19 protein-coding genes are annotated in these 17,386 nt (G+C 60.3%); 11 read left to right on the top strand and 8 right to left on the bottom strand.

Translation table 11 applies throughout. The annotated features are described in order from the left end of the window. Window positions 1-15: 15 nt before the first annotated feature. Both ACR0LD_RS13895 and gltX read left to right on the top strand, forming a co-directional pair. Window positions 16-450: a DUF1801 domain-containing protein gene (locus ACR0LD_RS13895; RefSeq protein WP_480637484.1), complete on the top strand. Its 435-nt coding sequence runs from the start codon at window positions 16-18 to the stop codon at window positions 448-450. A 74-nt stretch (window positions 451-524) separates the two neighbouring features. Further along, window positions 525-1,850, top strand: a complete 1,326-nt coding sequence (gene gltX, locus ACR0LD_RS13890) for a glutamate--tRNA ligase (RefSeq protein WP_170406631.1) — start codon at window positions 525-527, stop codon at window positions 1,848-1,850. A gap of 71 nt (window positions 1,851-1,921) precedes the next feature. Here the strand turns inward: gltX and ACR0LD_RS13885 are convergent, their stop codons facing one another. Further along, a complete protein-coding gene (locus tag ACR0LD_RS13885; RefSeq protein ID WP_480637482.1) occupies window positions 1,922-2,491 on the bottom strand; it encodes a gamma-glutamylcyclotransferase family protein in 570 nt (189 codons plus the stop codon). A 97-nt stretch (window positions 2,492-2,588) separates the two neighbouring features. Here ACR0LD_RS13885 and ACR0LD_RS13880 point away from each other — a divergent pair, with 97 nt between their 5' ends. After that, a complete protein-coding gene (locus ACR0LD_RS13880) occupies window positions 2,589-3,035 on the top strand; it encodes an RrF2 family transcriptional regulator (protein WP_170360231.1) in 447 nt (148 codons plus the stop codon). Between the two features lie 2 nt (window positions 3,036-3,037). On the opposite strand, the gene ACR0LD_RS13875 is transcribed toward ACR0LD_RS13880, so the two are convergent. Together ACR0LD_RS13875 and ACR0LD_RS13870 are read right to left on the bottom strand one after the other, a co-directional pair. Further along, complete coding sequence (locus ACR0LD_RS13875) at window positions 3,038-5,563, bottom strand: ABC transporter permease (RefSeq protein WP_480637480.1); 2,526 nt, start codon at window positions 5,561-5,563, stop codon at window positions 3,038-3,040. Then, window positions 5,560-6,255 (bottom strand): ABC transporter ATP-binding protein, encoded by a 696-nt coding sequence (locus tag ACR0LD_RS13870; RefSeq protein ID WP_480637478.1) that lies wholly within the window; start codon window positions 6,253-6,255, stop codon window positions 5,560-5,562. The genes ACR0LD_RS13875 and ACR0LD_RS13870 overlap by 4 nt, the downstream gene beginning before the upstream one ends. A gap of 49 nt (window positions 6,256-6,304) precedes the next feature. Between ACR0LD_RS13870 and ACR0LD_RS13865 the strand changes: the two genes are divergently transcribed. Further along, window positions 6,305-6,946 carry an arylesterase gene (locus ACR0LD_RS13865; protein WP_480637477.1) on the top strand — a complete coding sequence of 214 codons (642 nt, stop codon included), beginning with the start codon at window positions 6,305-6,307 and terminating at the stop codon, window positions 6,944-6,946. A gap of 3 nt (window positions 6,947-6,949) precedes the next feature. Beyond that, window positions 6,950-7,564 carry an SOS response-associated peptidase gene (locus tag ACR0LD_RS13860; protein ID WP_480637475.1) on the top strand — a complete coding sequence of 205 codons (615 nt, stop codon included), beginning with the start codon at window positions 6,950-6,952 and terminating at the stop codon, window positions 7,562-7,564. An 8-nt stretch (window positions 7,565-7,572) separates the two neighbouring features. On the opposite strand, the gene ACR0LD_RS13855 is transcribed toward ACR0LD_RS13860, so the two are convergent. The 4 genes from ACR0LD_RS13855 to ettA form a co-directional block, all read right to left on the bottom strand. Further along, the gene (locus ACR0LD_RS13855) at window positions 7,573-8,133 is read right to left on the bottom strand and encodes a L,D-transpeptidase (protein ID WP_480637473.1); all 561 of its coding nucleotides are present in this window, start codon (window positions 8,131-8,133) and stop codon (window positions 7,573-7,575) included. A 191-nt stretch (window positions 8,134-8,324) separates the two neighbouring features. Continuing rightward, a complete protein-coding gene (locus ACR0LD_RS13850; protein WP_170360243.1) occupies window positions 8,325-8,531 on the bottom strand; it encodes a cold-shock protein in 207 nt (68 codons plus the stop codon). Window positions 8,532-9,010: 479 nt separating this feature from the next. Next, window positions 9,011-9,319 carry a hypothetical protein gene (locus ACR0LD_RS13845; RefSeq protein ID WP_170452325.1) on the bottom strand — a complete coding sequence of 103 codons (309 nt, stop codon included), beginning with the start codon at window positions 9,317-9,319 and terminating at the stop codon, window positions 9,011-9,013. Window positions 9,320-9,403: 84 nt separating this feature from the next. Further along, complete coding sequence (gene ettA, locus ACR0LD_RS13840) at window positions 9,404-11,071, bottom strand: energy-dependent translational throttle protein EttA (RefSeq protein WP_170343264.1); 1,668 nt, start codon at window positions 11,069-11,071, stop codon at window positions 9,404-9,406. Window positions 11,072-11,207: 136 nt separating this feature from the next. Between ettA and ACR0LD_RS13835 the strand changes: the two genes are divergently transcribed. The 3 genes from ACR0LD_RS13835 to dacB all read left to right on the top strand — a co-directional run bounded on the left by ACR0LD_RS13835 (window position 11,208) and on the right by dacB (window position 13,876). Beyond that, window positions 11,208-11,678 carry an MOSC domain-containing protein gene (locus ACR0LD_RS13835; RefSeq protein ID WP_170360250.1) on the top strand — a complete coding sequence of 157 codons (471 nt, stop codon included), beginning with the start codon at window positions 11,208-11,210 and terminating at the stop codon, window positions 11,676-11,678. A gap of 32 nt (window positions 11,679-11,710) precedes the next feature. Beyond that, the gene (locus ACR0LD_RS13830; protein ID WP_409233606.1) at window positions 11,711-12,313 is read left to right on the top strand and encodes a nicotinate-nucleotide adenylyltransferase; all 603 of its coding nucleotides are present in this window, start codon (window positions 11,711-11,713) and stop codon (window positions 12,311-12,313) included. 84 nt (window positions 12,314-12,397) lie between these two features. Beyond that, the gene (dacB, locus tag ACR0LD_RS13825; RefSeq protein ID WP_480637469.1) at window positions 12,398-13,876 is read left to right on the top strand and encodes a D-alanyl-D-alanine carboxypeptidase/D-alanyl-D-alanine endopeptidase; all 1,479 of its coding nucleotides are present in this window, start codon (window positions 12,398-12,400) and stop codon (window positions 13,874-13,876) included. A gap of 6 nt (window positions 13,877-13,882) precedes the next feature. Here dacB and ACR0LD_RS13820 read toward each other — a convergent pair whose 3' ends face one another. Further along, on the bottom strand, window positions 13,883-14,305 hold the full coding sequence (locus ACR0LD_RS13820) for a tellurite resistance TerB family protein (protein ID WP_093963405.1): 423 nt from the start codon (window positions 14,303-14,305) through the stop codon (window positions 13,883-13,885). Window positions 14,306-14,537: 232 nt separating this feature from the next. Between ACR0LD_RS13820 and ACR0LD_RS13815 the strand changes: the two genes are divergently transcribed. The 3 genes from ACR0LD_RS13815 (at window position 14,538) to ACR0LD_RS13805 (ending at window position 17,292) form a co-directional block, all read left to right on the top strand. Continuing rightward, window positions 14,538-15,152 (top strand): class I SAM-dependent methyltransferase, encoded by a 615-nt coding sequence (locus ACR0LD_RS13815; RefSeq protein WP_170445683.1) that lies wholly within the window; start codon window positions 14,538-14,540, stop codon window positions 15,150-15,152. A gap of 115 nt (window positions 15,153-15,267) precedes the next feature. Beyond that, window positions 15,268-16,842, top strand: coding sequence for a lysine--tRNA ligase (locus ACR0LD_RS13810; RefSeq protein WP_480637467.1), 1,575 nt, complete (start codon window positions 15,268-15,270; stop codon window positions 16,840-16,842). 48 nt (window positions 16,843-16,890) lie between these two features. Beyond that, window positions 16,891-17,292 (top strand): DUF4864 domain-containing protein, encoded by a 402-nt coding sequence (locus ACR0LD_RS13805; RefSeq protein ID WP_170343260.1) that lies wholly within the window; start codon window positions 16,891-16,893, stop codon window positions 17,290-17,292. Window positions 17,293-17,386: the final 94 nt, after the last annotated feature.

Below are 17,386 nucleotides of genomic sequence, written 5' to 3'. Positions count from 1 at the left end.
TGTTAAATCTTGTTCATGTCCCGCTCAGAAAACAAAACCGTTCCGACCGATCAAAGCGTCCAGGAATTCTTGGCAGCGATCCTGCCGGCCGCGCGCGCCGCGGAGGCGCAGAGGCTGAACACCCTGTTTGAAACCGTCACCGGGTTTCGGCCGGTCATGTTGGGGCCATCCATCGTTGGATACGGGCGGTATGACTACCGCTACAAGTCCGGGCGGGAAGGCACGTTTCTGGCCACCGGGTTTTCCCCACGCAAGGCCGCGTTTTCGATCTATATCATGCCGGGCTACTCCGATTTCGGCAGTATTCTGGCGCGCCTGGGCAAGCACAAGACCGGCAAATCATGTCTGTACGTGAACAAGCTGTCGGACATTGACGAGGACGTGTTGGCCGAATTGATCCGCGCAGGGTTGGATGATCTGTCATCACGTTGGCCCATCAAGTCCGAGTAAACGGCAAGCATTCGCACCGCCTTCTGGACAAAAACGCGCTCATGTGACATGAGCCGCGCCAACAGGAGACATCCATGACAACCACCCGTTTTGCCCCTTCGCCCACCGGTTATATTCATGTGGGCAACCTGCGCACCGCGCTGATGAACTATCTGATCGCCCGCAAGGCCGGCGGCACGTTCATCCTGCGTATCGACGACACCGACCCCGAGCGGTCGAAGGAAGAATATGTTGATGCGATCAAGCAGGATCTCGAGTGGCTGGGTCTGCACTGGGATCGGGTCGAACGGCAGTCGGACCGGCTGGACCGCTATGCGGAAGCCGCCGACAAGCTGCGCGAGATCGGCCGGTTCTACGAAGCCTTTGAGACCCCGACCGAGCTGGACCTCAAGCGCAAGAAGCAGCTGAACATGGGCAAGCCGCCGGTCTATGACCGCGCCGCCCTGAACCTGTCGGAGGCTGAGAAAGAGGCGCTGCGGTCTGAACGCGGCAACGGCGTGTGGCGGTTCAAGCTGGATCATGAGCGCATCGAGTGGACGGACGGCATTCTGGGTGACGTGTCGATCGATGCGGCCTCGGTGTCGGATCCGGTGCTGATCCGCGGCGACGGGCAGGTGCTGTACACGCTGGCCTCGGTGGTGGACGACACCGAGATGGGCGTGACCGACGTGGTGCGCGGCGCCGACCACGTGACCAACACAGCGACCCAGATTCAGATCATCAAGGCGCTGGGCGGAACCGTCCCGCGTTTTGCCCATCACTCGTTGCTGACCGGCCCGCAGGGTGAGGCGCTGTCCAAGCGTCTTGGAACGCTGGCGCTGCGCGATCTCCGCGAACAAGGCGTGGAGCCGATGGCGCTGCTGAGCTTGATGGCGCGGTTGGGGTCTTCGGATCCGGTGGAGCTGCGCAGTGACATGGCCGAGTTGATCGAAGGTTTCGACGTGACCCGGTTCGGGTCGGCGCCGACCAAGTTCGACGTTCAGGACCTGTTTCCGCTGACGGCCCGATATCTGCAGACGCTGCCGCTCGAGAAGGTTGCCGACGCGGTGGCCGCGGCCGGTGTACCCGATGAACTGGCCGAGCCGTTCTGGATGATGGCGCGCGAGAACATCACGACGCTGAAAGACCTGAAAGGCTGGTGGGAGCTGTGCCGCGACGGGGCCGAGCCGCTGATCGACGACGAAGACCGCGAATTCGTCGCGCAGGCGATGGAACTGCTGCCCGAGGGGCCGTTTGACGGCGAGACCTGGGGCAAGTGGACGGCGGCCGTGAAAGAGGCGACCGGCCGCAAGGGCAAGGGCCTGTTCATGCCGTTGCGCAAGGCGCTGACCGGGATGGAGCGTGGCCCCGAGATGGCGACCTTTCTGCCGTTGCTGCAGGTCGTGCGGGCGCGAAAATAAGACACCGCGGGGCGGTGTCGCCTTTGATCTGAGCAAGAACCAGAGGCGGGTGCTGCAGGCGCCCGCCTTCTTCACGCGGTTTGAACGATCCGGGCCGAGACCCGGGACAGGTGCTCATCGACCAAGGCTGTTTCGTCGGGGTGAAGCTGTTGGTGGCGCGGATAACGCGGCGCGTTCCGGTCATTCAGGATCGGCGCGTCCCACCCGTCGGTCGTGGCGATGAAACGCTCGACACCCGGCAAGCCGAATGCGCGCAAATACCCCTGCACCACAACGTCTATATAGCTGAGCAAAACCGGGTGGCTGTGCGTCGGGTCCTTGCGGTGCTGTTCCGGAACCGCATAGACCGCAATCTCGACCTCTTTCTTCAGAGGATGAGTTATGGCGTGGGCGGCGCGGATCCGATCATAGGCCCACTCCCGTTCATCCAGTGCCGCCCAGTCGTTTTGGGGGACATGTGCGATCATGCCGTCAATCTCGCAGGCGGGATCCGGCACCGCGGTCAAGAAGGCGACCGGGCGCAGATCGGTATGCCGCCACGCCCGGCGCCAGCCCTTGAGTCGCGCCGGGCGCGGGTCGGGAAAGTCATGCGTGGCAAGGTTTACGAGGCTGCCATAGCCAAAGAAATAGGGCTCTGCCATGTCGCGTGCTGTCCTTCTTGACGATTGATGTATGTCAAACCGTTTTTTTGCGGTCTGTGCAATAAGGCTGCATCTTGAAATTCGGGGGGAGGATCTGATGCGGATCACCAAACGAACAAATATCGCCGTGCGGCTGTTGATGTATTGCGCTGCACATCCGGATCGGCTCGTGACGAAATCCGAGATTGCGGATGTCTGCAACATCTCGGAAAACCATCTGGCGCAAGTCATCAACCAGCTGGGTCAGCTGGGGTATCTGAGCACGCAGCGCGGTCGCAACGGTGGAATGACTCTGGGGCGGCCGGCGGACCAGATCCGGATCGGATCCGTCTTTCGCCATGTCGAGGGCAGTTTGCCGATCGCCGAGTGTTTTGCGGATGCCGACAACACCTGTCCGTTGACCGATGCCTGCCGCCTGCGTCTGGCGCTGCAGGACGCGGCCGAGGTCTTCTTTGCGTCGCTGGATGAAATATCGTTGGATGCTTTGGTTTGTGACAACGATCCGCTGCTGAAGATTCTGCAACCCGTTACCTGCGTGCGTTGAATTCAATCGCTGGCCCGCAGGACGCGGGCTGGGCTGACGGATAGGGGGCGGAGGGCGAAGAACAGCCCTGCCAGCAGCGTGACGGCCAGCCCGGCAGCGACGATACCCAATGCCGAAGGCCATATCACCGCAAAGCTGGTATCGAAAATGAATGTCGCCACCGCCGAGCCGCCAAGGATGCCGGCCAGCAGCGCCACGCAGCCGGCGGCCGCACCCAGAAGCGCCGAGCGCAAGCCAAAGCTGAGAAGTATCCGTCGGCGATCTGCGCCGATCGTCTTGAGGATTGCGGCCTCGTAGCGACGTGCGGGCTCTCCCGCGGCCGCTGCGCCGATCAGGACCAGAAAACCGGTCAGCAAAGAGACACCGGCGCCGTAGGAGGTGGCCGAGGCCAAACCGGCAAGCAGGCCCGAGACACGGTCGATCGCGTCCCGAACCCGGATCGCGGTGATGTTGGGGAACTGGGTCGCCAGGTCTTGAAGGATAGCTGCCTCGGCCTCTTCCTCGGCGTAAACCGTTGCAATGAAACTATGAGGCGCGCCGGCCAGTGCGGACGGATTCATCGACATGATGAATCCCATGCCCGCGTTCGAGAAATCCACCTCGCGCAGCGATGTTATGGTCGCGGTGATATCACGCCCGAGAATGTTCACAGTCAGTTCGTCACCAAGCTTGAGACCCATTTCCTCGGCCTCTTCCGCGGCGAAGCTGATCTGAGGCGGGCCTGAATAGTCCTCTGGCCACCATTCCCCGGCGGTGATGCGGGCGTTTTGTGGCGCGTTGTCCGAATAGGTCACGCCGCGATCGCCTTCCAGAACCCAATGATCGCCCGCAACCTGATGTGCTGGCTGGCCGTTGATCTGCGAGATGATTCCGCGCAGCATTGGTGCGCTTTCTACACGTGTGACACCGGGGTCGTTTTCAAGCCGGCTGCTGAAGCCGGGCATCTGGTCTTTTTGAATGTCCACGAAAAAGTACGACGGCGCCACGTCCGGCAGGTTCCCGGATATCGCATTGCGCAGAGTGCCGTCGATCTGTCCGACCGCAGCCAGAACCGACAGGCCCAATCCCAGAGACAGGACCACCGATGCGGCACCTTCACGGGGGTCGGAAATTGCGGCAAGTGCCCAACGCAACGCCGGGCGGCCACGGGCGCGTGTGGCGGCCCTTTTTGCCACATAGCGGATGCCTTGGGCCGACAGCGCCAACAGCACCAATGCGCCGACAAATCCACCTCCGGTCCAGAGGGTCAGCCAGGGGGATCCGCTGAACCAAGCGGCGGTGGCGATCAGTGTCGCCAGGGCAAGGCCCGTCGCCAACAGGTAAGCGGCGCGGGGCAACCTGCGGGCACTGCTCAGCGCATCGCGGAACAGGGTCGCTGCCCGGACGTCCTCCGCCCGGGCAAGGGGCCACAGGGTGAAAAGCAAGGCGGTCAGCAGGCCATACAATGCCGCCTCGAACAGCGGTTGCGGATAGACAGAGAAAACGGCCGGTACGGGAAGCCGGCTTTCAATCAGGGGTGCCAGGAGAATCGGGGCCAGCCCGCCAAGGGCTACACCAGCGGCGATCCCGACAACCGAAAGAACGCCGATCTGGATCAGATAGGTCTGAAAGATCGTGGCGCGGTCAGCGCCCAGCGTACGCAATGTGGCGATGGTTTCGGTCTTTCGCGCGAGATAGGCGCGTACGGCCGCGGACACGCCGATGCCGCCCACAGCCAGACCCGAGAGACCCACCAGCACCAGGAACGCGCCGAGGCGCGAGACGAATTCGGCAATTCCGGGTGCGCCGTTGCGCGCATCGGTCCAGCGCAGCCCTGAGCCTTGCAGAACGCTCTCGGCCTGTTGCGAGAGTTCTGCGAGGTCGGCCTCGACCGGCAGGTCCATACGGTATTTGGTCGAAAACAGCGTGCCGGGCTGCAATAGGCCCGAGTCTTTCAGATCGGCTGTGCGAACCAATGTGCGCGGGCCCAAGGTGAATCCATCTCCGGCCGCGTCGGGCTCGGATATCAAGGCGGCGGCCAGCACAAAGTCCTGCGTGCCCAGTGCAAGACTGTCGCCGATGTCCAGCCCCAGACGCTCGATCAGAACCGGGTCCATCACTGCCCCGGGAAGAGTGGCATTTCCGTCCAACGCCTCGGACAGCGAGATTTCGGGGTCCAGTTGGACGGTGCCGATCAGAGGATAGGCGTCATCGATGGCCTTGACCTGAGTAAGTCCGCGTTGCGGTGCGTCGCTGCGGGTCACGGCCATCGAGCGGAAATCGACGACTTCGGACACGCGATCGGCGTTCTGCTCCATCCATGCGGTTTCTGCTTCGTTTGCGAAGCGGTAGGTCAGCTCGATCTGGGCATCGCCGCCCAGCAAGGCTGCGCCCTCTTGCGCAAGGCCGGTCATGATTGCTTGCCGCACCGATCCAACCGCAGCAATGGCGGCAACCCCCAGGGTCAGACAGGCCAGAAAAACCCGAAAGCCGCGTAAGCCGCCCCTGAGTTCACGTCGGGCCAGGCGCGTCGCCAGGCGCAAGCTCATTCCGCTGCCTCTTGGCTGGCCTCTTCGGTGATGCGGCCGTCGCGCAATCGGACGACCCGGTCGCATCTGCGGGCCAGCGAGTAGCTGTGTGTGACCAGAACCAGCGTTGCCCCGTGCCGGTCACGCAGGCCGAACAGCAAATCAACGATGGCCGCGCCATTCGCCTCATCCAGATTGCCGGTCGGTTCGTCCGCCAACAGGATCCGAGGCCGCGGGGCCGAAGCGCGGGCCAGCGCGACCCGCTGTTGTTCGCCGCCCGACAGTTGCGCCGGGTAGTGATCACGCCGATGCGAAAGCCCCACCGCCGCCAATTCGGCCTCGGCCCGCTCGAAGGCATCGCGGTGACCGGCCAGTTCCAGCGGGGTGGCCACGTTTTCAAGCGCCGTCATCGTTGGGATCAGATGGAAATTCTGGAAAACGACGCCCATCGCATCACGACGAAAGCGGGCAAGCGCGTCCTCACTCATCAAGGTCAGGTCCTGCCCCAGTGCGGTGATGCGACCCGCGGTCGTCTGCTCCAGCCCACCCATCAGCATCAACAGCGAGGATTTGCCCGAACCGGATGGGCCGACGAGGCCCAGCGTCTCTCCCTCTTTGACGGTCAGATTGATGTCCCGCAAGATTTCAACGGGTCCGGCATTGCCATCCAGCGACAAAGCGGCATTTTGGAGTGTCAGAACGGGTTCAGTCATAAGTCTTTCCGAAAGGGGCAGTCATTTGGGATATGGAGCGGTCAGGAATTTGCGCAAGGCTCTGGCGGCGGGGCTGTTGTCGCTCTGCGGCATTGCTGCCACAGCCGAGCCGGTGGTCCTGGCCGCTCTCGGAGACTCGCTGACTCAAGGCTACGGCCTTGTTGAGGAGGATGGGTTCGTCCCTCAACTGAACCGGTGGCTGGATGCGCAAGGCGTCGAGGTGAAGATAATCAACGCCGGTGTTTCCGGGGACACAACGGCCGGTGGTGCGGCGCGTGTGGGCTGGACCCTGACACCAGAGGTGGACGGGATGATCGTGGCGCTGGGCGGAAACGACGTTCTTCGTGGGATCGACCCGGCGGTCTCGAAGTCGAATCTGGAAAAAATTCTGACCGAGGCGCAAACGGCCAAGGTTCCGGTTCTGCTGATCGGCATGCAGGCTCCGGGCAATTATGGCGCGGACTACAAACAGGCGTTTGATGCGATGTATCCGGATTTGGCCACCCAGTTCGGCACACTTTATTCCCCCAGCTTTTTTTCCGGGTTGCAGGCGGGTGGCGACCCCGGAGCCGTGCAGACCTACATGCAACCTGACGGGATCCACCCCAATGCGCGCGGCGTTGCGCTGATCGTGGATGATCTTGGACCTGCTGTCCTTGATCTGATCGCCGCCGCAAAACAGCGGCAGTAAACCGTGCCCGGGCGGTTCTTTCTGACGCGGCCGTTTTCCCAGATTTCCGAATTCCTGGGTCGAGAAACTGCTTGGCCGGATGAACAGCCGCGCCAGAACATACAGCCCGGTCAGGAAGTGATCGTTCTGACTGCTGAAGGCGTCGGGCCCATGCGGTGGGGCATGATCCCCGTAGGGCGCGTCAATGCCCGGGGGCGACCGGTCATGGAAACGATCATCAATGCGCGGTCGGAAACGGTTTTTGACAAATCTGCTTTCGAAGGTGTCGGTCGCGCGGTTGTTCCGGTTGATGGCTGGTACGAGTGGACTGGCGAAAAGCGCCGCAAAACCGCGTGGCGGATTGAATCGGCCGACGGAACCCCTTTGTTGTTTGCCGCGATTACGGACAGATGGATTGCGCCCGGTGGTCAGCATGTTGATCAGTTCGCTGCTGTGACCTGCGAACCGAACGATGATATGCGGCCGATCCACCACCGCATGGGTGTCCTGTTACGGCCCGAAGACGTTCGGACCTGGCTGAACGGATCGGACAGGCAAGCAGCAAGCCTTTGCGTCCCGTGGCCAAACGGACGGCTGAAGATTGAAAAAGCCGAAGGGGTGGATTGGTCGGGGCCCTGACCGCTGCCTTAGACGACGGTGACGACCGTTCCGATCGGGACGCGGTTGTACAGGTCGATCACGTGCTCATTCAGCATTCTGATGCACCCGTTCGACACGGCTCGTCCGATGGTCTGCGGCTGGGTCGTTCCATGGATGCGGAAATACGTGTCGACGCCATTCTGAAACAGATACAGGGCACGGGCGCCCAGCGGGTTGTCTCCTCCACCGGGCTGGACATAGTCATTGTCCTTGAATCTGGCATAGGCAACGGGGTCCCGCTCGATCATCTCTTCGGTCGGGCGCCAGGTGGGCCATTCCTTTTTCACGTCGATCGTCGCAGTTCCGGTAAATTCCAGCCCGGCCTTGCCGACGCCACAGCCATAACGGATGGCTTTGCGGGGCTCGGTCACGAAATACAGGTAGAACGAACGTGGCGCGACCAACAATTGCCCGGGCAAAAACTGCTTCTTGATCCGAACGATTTGTGGAGTCGGGTCGTACTCGACCGGCTTCTTCTTCGCGTGGGCCGTGCCAGGCACGGCGCTGATAGCGGCAGCGGAGATCAGAAAATTGCGGCGTGAGAACATGGCAATACTCGGCTAATCAACAAAGAAAACAGGGTAGCAGTCTGTTCAGAATAGCCGATCCGGTCAATTCCCGCGCGGGTTTCACCGGAAAGTGATGTTGTTTTCCTGCCCCACCGGGGCTGGAAAGCGCGATCAGAAACCGCGCAAAAAAAATGGGGGCGACGGTCATCCGTCGCCCCCAGAGACCTGGTTTAGGCCAGTTCGATGTTGTCGGCGCTTTCGCGACCGTCACGACCCGAACGCAGTTCGTAGGTGACTTTCTGGTTGTCGGCCAGGCCGGTAAGGCCCGAACGCTCGACGGACGAAATGTGCACGAACACGTCTTTGCCGCCCTCTTCGGGTGCGATGAAGCCGTAGCCTTTGGTGGTGTTGAACCATTTTACGGTGCCTGCGGGCATATCCGTATCTCCTGTTTGAGTGCTGCCCACGGAATTGCGGCAGCCCGGCGTCGTTGTCTGGATCGATAGACTGAACGCCGAAAACGGAGACAGTAGGTCGAAGTAGAAAAACGTAAGCTCTTTGCATATGGCACTGAGAACGCCATGTGGCAAGGGCTGGTTGGGCAGAATGTGCTGCGCTTTCAGGGGTCAACGGGCGTTGTGAACGTAAATCCGCCGAACTGAATTCGAACCTGCCTCGGGCTTTTTTGTTGTCAGATTATCGCGCCCTACGCGGGCCGAACGGGCGCGAGGCCAGCAGCGGCACAACTAAGAAAGAGGATCGGTCACCTGTCTGATAGTCGACTCCATTCAATGGCATTCGGACGCCCGAAAGCCTCGATAGGCACAAGCAATCACCCGGATGCCGGGATGTCGTTTTCTAAATGAGTGCCGAGATGATGTCGAAAATCGCGAATGCAGCGACCCAAAGGAACACGTTAAAAAATCAAGGTCGCAAATGCCAGGAGGAGCATGCGAAAAAGGTTGCGATTTGGAGTGGTTTTGAGTGCACCCGGTGCAGGTGACTCGTACCCCCAATCAATCTTAAAGAAATAGCTGTTAGCCCTGTAAACCGTCAGAAGCAGACGAAGACGGGTGGGCGGTGCGCCGCTTACCCTCAACAGATACTCGGTATACTCATTCTTGAAGTTGAAGAATGGAAACACAGACGCCAAGATCAGCGAAGACAACCACACCGAAGTGCTTGCGATCATAAAGAAACCAAGCAACGGTAGCGCTTCCGCCATACCGTTTTCCAACTGTCCATCATCCCGTTGATAGTATGGGCTGATTCCTGCCCACACTATCCATCCGGAGATGTGTCAGGAGTGTTATCGCGCAAACTTCTTATGCTTCAACCGCTTGGGCTCCAACGCGTCCGGTCCCAGGCGGCGCTTCTTGTCTTCTTCGTAGTCTTCGAAGTTGCCCTCGAACCATTCGACATGCGCATCACCTTCAAAGGCCAGGATGTGCGTACAGATCCGGTCGAGGAAGAAACGGTCGTGCGAGATGACCACGGCGCAGCCGGCGAAATCGACCAGCGCGTCTTCCAGCGCGCGCAGGGTTTCTACGTCCAGGTCGTTGGTCGGTTCGTCCAGCAGCAGGACGTTGCCGCCCTCTTTCAGCAGGCGGGCCATGTGGACGCGGTTGCGCTCACCTCCTGACAGCAGCGAGACCTTTTTCTGCTGGTCGCCGCCCTTGAAGTTGAAGGACGAGCAATAGGCGCGGGAATTGACCTGCGCGTCACCCAGTTGGATGATTTCGGCGCCGCCGGTGATCGCCTCCCACACGGTGTCGTTGTCGTTGAGGTCGTCGCGCGACTGATCGACATAGGACAGTTGTACCGTGTCGCCGTATTCGATGGTGCCGGCATCGGGCTTTTCCTGGCCGGTGAGCATCTTGAACAGGGTCGATTTACCGGCGCCGTTGGGGCCGATCACACCGACGATGCCGCCCGGCGGCAGGCTGAAGGACAGGTTCTCGATCAGTTGCTTGTCGCCCATATGCTTGGCCAGCCCGTTGACCTCGATCACCTTGCTGCCCAAGCGCGGGCCGTTGGGGATGACGATCTGGGCGCGGGTCAGCTTTTCGCGCTCGGACTGTTCCGCCAACTCGTTGTAGGCGTTGATACGGGCCTTGGATTTGGCCTGACGGGCCTTTTGACCCTGACGCATCCATTCCAGTTCGCGTTGCAGGGTCTTCTGCTTGGATTTGTCCTCGCGGGCTTCCTGCTCAAGCCGCTTGGCTTTCTGCTCCAGCCACGAGGAATAGTTGCCCTCGTACGGGATGCCACGTCCGCGGTCCAGCTCGAGGATCCACCCTGTGATGTCATCCAGGAAGTAGCGGTCGTGCGTGACGATCAGGATCGTGCCCTTGTAGTCGATCAGGTGCTGTTGCAGCCAGGCGATGGTCTCGGCGTCCAGGTGGTTGGTCGGTTCGTCCAAGAGCAGCATGTCGGGCGCTTCCAGCAGCAGCTTGCAGAGCGCCACGCGGCGTTTCTCACCGCCCGAGAGGTTGGCGATGTTGGCATCGTCCGGCGGGCAGCGCAGCGCCTCCATCGAAACGTCGATCTGGCTGTCGAGGTCCCACAGGTTTTCCGCGTCGATCGCGTCCTGTAATGCGGTCATCTCTTCCATCAACTCGTCCGAGTAGTTCTCGGCGATCTCCATCGCGATTTCGTTGAAGCGGTCGACCTTGGCCTTTTTCTCGGCCACGCCCAGCATGACGTTTTCACGGACGGTCAGGGATTCGTCCAACTGAGGTTCCTGTGGCAGATAGCCGACCTTTGCGCCCTCGGCGGCCCACGCCTCGCCTGTGAAATCGGTATCGAGGCCGGCCATGATCTTCATCAGGGTCGACTTACCGGCGCCGTTCACGCCGACGACACCGATCTTTACGCCGGGCAGAAAGCTCAGGTGAATGTTTTCAAAGCACTTCTTGCCACCGGGATAGGTCTTTGAGACACCCTGCATGTGGTAGACATATTGATAGGCGGCCATGTCGCGTCCTCTGGGTCGGGGAATTCAGGTTGACCCGCTTGATAGCCAAGCGGGACGGGCGGGGCAAGCTGGTGCTTTGGCGAATTTCTGGCTGGCCTTATGCGCCGGCCTGACCGGACTGGGAAGGATGCTGGGAATGCCGGAACTTGCGCAATTGGTATTGGGTTGGGCCAAGGCCGGGCGGATCGAATGGATCGGCGTCAGACCGGGGCGACGATTGGATATGATCGCACTGGGTCAGGCCATGATCCGGGAAGACGGGGTTGAGGGCGATCGCGGTCGCTCGGGGAAGCGTGCGGTGACCCTGGTTCAGCACGAGCATCTTGCCGCGATCGGCAGCTATTTGGGGCAAGGTCCGGTCGCACCGGACGTGCTGCGGCGCAATCTGGTGGTTTCCGGCATCAATCTGGGCGCTCTCAAAGGGCGCGAGGTTCAGGTCGGCACCGCCATCTTGCGGATCACGGTTATCTGCGCGCCTTGCAGCAGGATGGAAGAGGCGTTGGGCAACGGGGGGTACTCTGCCGTGCGTGGGCATGGCGGCTGGTGTGCCGAAGTGGTGCGATCGGGGGCGGTCGGTTTGGGCGATGCTGTGCAACCTGTTGATTGACAAGGCCGGCGAGTTCTGGACTACAGCAGGGGATGTTGCGAAGCGCGATACCATATGCGCGGCCCGGTCAGGTCGTGGGGCTGTTCGGGGGATCGTTCGATCCACCGCATCAGGGGCATGTGCACGTTACACTGGAGGCGATGAAGGCTTTTGGATTGGATCGGGTCTGGTGGTTGGTGTCGCCGGGGAACCCGCTGAAGGCTCGCGGCCCGGCTCCGATCGATCAGCGAGTTGAGGCCGCACGGTCCATCATGCAGCATCCCAAGGTTGAGGTGACTGACATTGAGGATCTGACCGGCACCCGCGCCACGGCTGACACACTTGCTGCATTGCGGCGGCTCTATCCGCAGGTTCGGTTTGTTTGGCTAATGGGGGCTGACAACCTGGCCCAGTTTCACAAATGGAAGGACTGGCGGTTGATCATGGACACCGTTCCTGTGGGCGTGGTGGCGCGCCCCGGAGATCGGATTTCAGCCCGCATGTCACCGGCGGCGCGTGTCTATGCCAAATACCGGATTGACGGAACGGCGCGGCATCTTTTGGGTCGGGCCGATGCGCCGGCCTGGTGTTTCGTGAACGTGCCGATGGTCGATGTCAGCTCGACTCAGATACGCTCCAAAGGCGGCTGGACCTGACAGGTGTTGCCTGAACAGCCCCGATGGGCACATAATTCAGGTGCATGGTTGTTTGCCTGTGATCTCTGGGATTTTATTTGACCCATGACTGATCGTATTTCGAGACGTTTCTTTCTGGCCGGCGCCGGTTCGCTTCTGATCCCCACCGCGGGTCTTGCCGGGGCGCCAACTGTCTCATTGCGGCCTGTTGCCCGTGGCGCCGAGTTGAGCGGTGCCGAACGCATCATTCAGGCGGCGCGATTGAACGGCGAAGTGGTCTTCGCCGTGGCAGACGTAAAAACCGGCGCGCAACTGGAGGAATTCGGCGGGGCCCGCGGCTTGCCGCCGGCCAGCGTCGCCAAAGCCCTGACCGCGCTTTACGCGCTGGACGTTCTGGGGCCGGACCATCGGTTCGAAACAAAGCTGATCGCAGATGGTCCGATTAAAAACGGGATCCTCAAGGGTGATCTGATACTGGTCGGAGGCGGCGATCCGGTATTGGATACCGATGCTCTGGCCATGATGGCCGCCAACCTGCGCAAGGCCGGACTGACCGAGGTTCGGGGGGCGGTCAAAGTGTACAGCGGCGCATTGCCCTATGTATTCAGCATAGACCCCGGTCAGCCTGATCATGTGGGCTATAGCCCTGCGATCAGTGGAATTTCCCTGAACTTCAACCGTGTGCATTTCGAGTGGAAACGCCAAGGGTCCAGCTATGACGTGACCATGGACGCACGCAGTGCCAGTTATACGCCGTCGGTGGACATGGCCGCGATGCGGATCGAAAATCGCAACCTTCCGGTCTACAGCTATCAACCCAGCGCGCGGCAGGACCGCTGGACAGTTGCCAAGGGCGCGCTGGGTAATGGTGGCGCCAGGTGGTTGCCCGTGCGCAAACCGGGTTTGTATGCCGGGGATGTGTTCCGCACTCTGGCCCGGGTGAACGGCATCGTCCTGGGGCGGGTTCAAGTCACACGCGAGGCCCCCAGCGGCACCGTTCTGGTCACGCATCAGAGCGATGAACTTACCAGCATAGTGAAAGGGATGCTGAAATATTCGACCAACCTCACGGCCGAGATGGTGGGGCTGGCTGCGACAGTCGCGCGGGGTAGGCGGCCGCAAACACTGGCAGAGTCCGCGGATGAGATGAATCGCTGGTCGGCTCAGACCTATGGCGCGTCCGGTATTGCTATGGTGGATCATTCGGGGTTGGGCGATGCTTCGCGAATGGTGCCGTCTGGCCTGGTCAAAGTTCTGGTGGCCGCTCAGCAACATGAAACGCTGCGACATCTGTTGAAGCCGTTTACTCTGACCGACGCCAAAGGCCAGCGGATCCAAGGGCACCCGATCAAGGTCGACGCCAAGACCGGAACCCTGAACTTTGTATCTGGCTTGGGCGGGTATCTGACCACCGCCGAAGGATCCGAGTTGGCCTTTGCGATATTCACTGCCGATCTTCCGCATCGGGCGACCATCGCGCGTGAAAGCCGCGAACGCCCTGAAGGCGCGCGCAGCTGGAACCGCAGGTCTCGCAAACTGCAGCAGGCCCTCATCGAGCGCTGGGGCGCGCTTTATGGCAGCTGAATCCGATCAGACGGTGTGACGCGCCCGTGCGCCGCGCTCAATCGCTGCGGCGTGCAGCCGATCGATCTCCAACTCATACCGGATCTCTTCCAGCAGCCGCAGTTCGGTTTCGGCCAGCGAGCCGTCGGCGGCGGCGACATCGCAGGCCAGAGCATAGGCCGTTTCGTTCAACCGCTCAGGCAGGTTGTCCCGGATCAGACCAAACAGTGCGTCCAGACCATCTTCCTGCTCGAACAGATCAAACACGATCTGCGAAACCCGGCGCATACGGTCGATATCGTAGTCGGCAAACACAGGCAGCATATTCACGGCTGTCTCGATCTTGACCAGTTCGACGGTGCGGATGTTCTCGTCCGAGGCTGAGACGGCCACCATGATCGCCACAAGGCAATCCTGCGGCGACATCGGGTGGGAAACGGGTTGGGTCATGGGAACGTCCTGCTTGGCTGTCTTTGATCGCGCACGATATGGGGCAGGGCCCGCGGGTTCAACACCTTGTTTCGCCGGCGACCGTAGTCTGGAATTGCAAGTACGGCGAACGTTTACCAGCAGAGTTGCGCGTTTGCCGCCCATCGGTCACAACGTGGTATGTGTTTCGTAGTCGGTCCGCGCAGGGGCCAATTCACCCTGAACAACAGATCTGACGGAAACGGTTGAACGAATGTCATTGAGCAGCAGAAAAATCAGGAAACTCTTTGGAAAGACGCCGACGGACCCAAGGCAGTTTTTGACTCACTATACGACTACCAATTCCGCGGGCGCTGAAATCGGCGTCTGGATGGGCGATTTTTCGGAGATGGTTCTGAGTACGGGCAGCATCGCGAAGTATTACCTGATTGATCCCTACGAGTTCATGCCGCAATTCCCGAACAGGATGTATGGGGGGAAAGTCGCGCAAAATCAGGGCGACATGGACGAAATTTTTGAGCGGACGCAGTCTAGACTGGCACATTTGCCTGGCGAAAAGATCTTTGTTCGGAAGAGATCCGCGGAAGCGGCATCCGCGGTGCCCGACGAAAGCTTGGATTTTGTCTACGTTGACGGCAACCACTACTATGACGGTGTTCAGGCGGATATATTGTCGTACCTAGGCAAGCTGAAAACCGGTGGTTTTCTTATCTTCGATGACTGGAACTGGCATGATGACGAGGGGAAAGCCTCGGTGAAGCAGGCCGTCTGCGATTTTATTGCAGCCAATCCTGGTTGTTTGCAATTGGTTGATCTGCAAGCGGGTCAGGCCGTGTTCCTGGTCACGAGCAACCGTCTGAAATCGTAGCAGGGGCGGCGTTTCTCGCCTGTGGTCATTGACTCACGCTGCATCTGCACAATAGGAGATGCCGGTCGGTCGCATTGAGCGACCCTCGCTGATTTCCCGATGGAGAACGAACGAAATGTCTGAACTGCGTGAAACCGCCATGACGTCAAAGGCCTGGCCTTTCGAAGAGGCGCGCCGGTTGCTCAAACGCTATCAGAAGTCTCCACCGGAGAAGGGCTTCGTTCTGTTCGAAACGGGATATGGCCCGTCGGGCCTGCCGCATATCGGCACTTTCGGTGAGGTGGCACGGACCACGATGGTCAAGCGCGCCTTCGAGGCCCTGTCGGACATTCCCACCAAGCTGATCTGCTTTTCGGATGATCTGGACGGAATGCGCAAGGTCCCCAGCAACGTGCCGAACCCCGAGGCCCTTGAAGCCTATCTGCAGCAGCCGCTGACTTCGGTCCCTGATCCGTTCGGCGAGTATCCCAGCTTTGGTGAACACAACAACGCCATGCTGCGTCGGTTCCTTGATACGTTCGGGTTCGAATACGAGTTCTATTCGGCGCGCGACTTTTATCGTTCGGGTCAGTTCGACGAAATCCTGAAGCGTGCAGTCGAACGTTATGACGACATCATGGCCATCATGCTGAAAAGCCTGCGCGAGGAGCGTCAGCAGACCTATTCGATCTTCCTGCCGATCCATCCGGAAACGGGCCGGGTCCTTTATGTGCCGATGAGAAAGGTGTGCGCCGAGACCTACACCGTCACCTTCGATGATGAAGATGGCAAGGAGTGGACGCTGCCCGTGACCGGCGGCAATGTGAAGTTGCAGTGGAAGCCGGATTTCGGGGCGCGCTGGGCGGCGTTGGGCGTCGACTTCGAGATGTATGGCAAGGAACATGCGACCAACGAAAAGATCTATGACGCGATCTGCCGCGCGCTGGGCGGCCGTGCGCCCGAGCATTTCTCGTATGAGCTGTTCCTCGATGAAAACGGGCAGAAAATCTCGAAGTCGTCCGGAAACGGAGTTTCGATCGACGAGTGGCTGACCTATGCGCCGACCGAGAGTCTGGCCTATTTCATGTATCAAAAGCCGAAGACGGCAAAGCGGATGCATTTTGACGTCATCCCCAAGGCGTATGATGAATACCATCAGCAGTTGCGTGCCTACCCCGGGCAGGATCTGAAGGCTCAGTTGAACAACCCGGTCTGGCACATTCACGGCGGTGACGTGCCGGAATCGACGTTGATCGTTCCCTTTGCAATGCTGTTGAACCTCGCGTCGGTTTCAGGTGCCGAGGACAAAGAGACGCTATGGGGCTTCATCCGCCGCTATGCGCCCGAAGCCACGGCCGAAAGCCACCCGGACCTCGACAAGGCTGCCGGTTTTGCAGTGCGCTACTTCAACGACTTCGTGAAGCCGACCCGCAAGCATCGAGCGCCGACGGAGCAAGAGCGCGAGGCGCTTGAAGCCCTGAAGTCGGCGCTTGAAGCCTATGACGGTCCGGTCGAGGACGAAGCTCTGCAATCTGTGGTCTATTCCATCGGCCGCGAGCGCTTTGACCCGATGCGCGGCTGGTTCACAGCCCTTTATGAGGTGTTGTTGGGCGCCAGCCAAGGCCCTCGGTTCGGCGGGTTCATCGCCCTTTATGGCGTCCCCGAAACGATTGCACTGATCGACAAGGCCTTGGCCGGAGACCTGGTCTGATTTGACCACATACTGCATGGGGCTACCTTTCCGGCAGGAGGTGGTCCCATGCGTCGACTTTTGCTTGCAGTTTCCCTGAGCGCCGGTCTGGCAACAGCCGCAGTTGCCCAAAGTGGCGACATCGAAGCCAATATTGCTGCGCAGATTGAAGCCTTCAAGGCCGATGACTTCGCCACGGCCTTCACCTTCGCCAGCCCCAACATCCAGACAATGTTCCGCACGCCCGAGAATTTTGGCGCGATGGTGCGCAACGGCTATCCAATGGTCTGGCGCCCAGCGGAGATCCGATTTCTGGAATTGCGGCAGATCTCAGGGTTCTGGTGGCAGAAAGTGATGGTGGTGGATGCGAACGGCCGGGTTCACATCCTGGACTATCAGATGGTCCAGCTGGAAAACGGCTGGAAGATCAACGGGGTGCAACTGCTTGGCAACTCCGACCCATCCGCCTGACGCAACACCCACCGTCACGATGATATGAGCGACGGTTAATCCCTTTTCGATACTCAGACCAGCGTGTCCGGGCGGCTTCCGGATCCGAAATCTG

Source organism: Ruegeria sp. BF8 (assembly GCF_056538625.1).
This window is presented reverse-complemented; position numbering and strand designations above follow the sequence as displayed.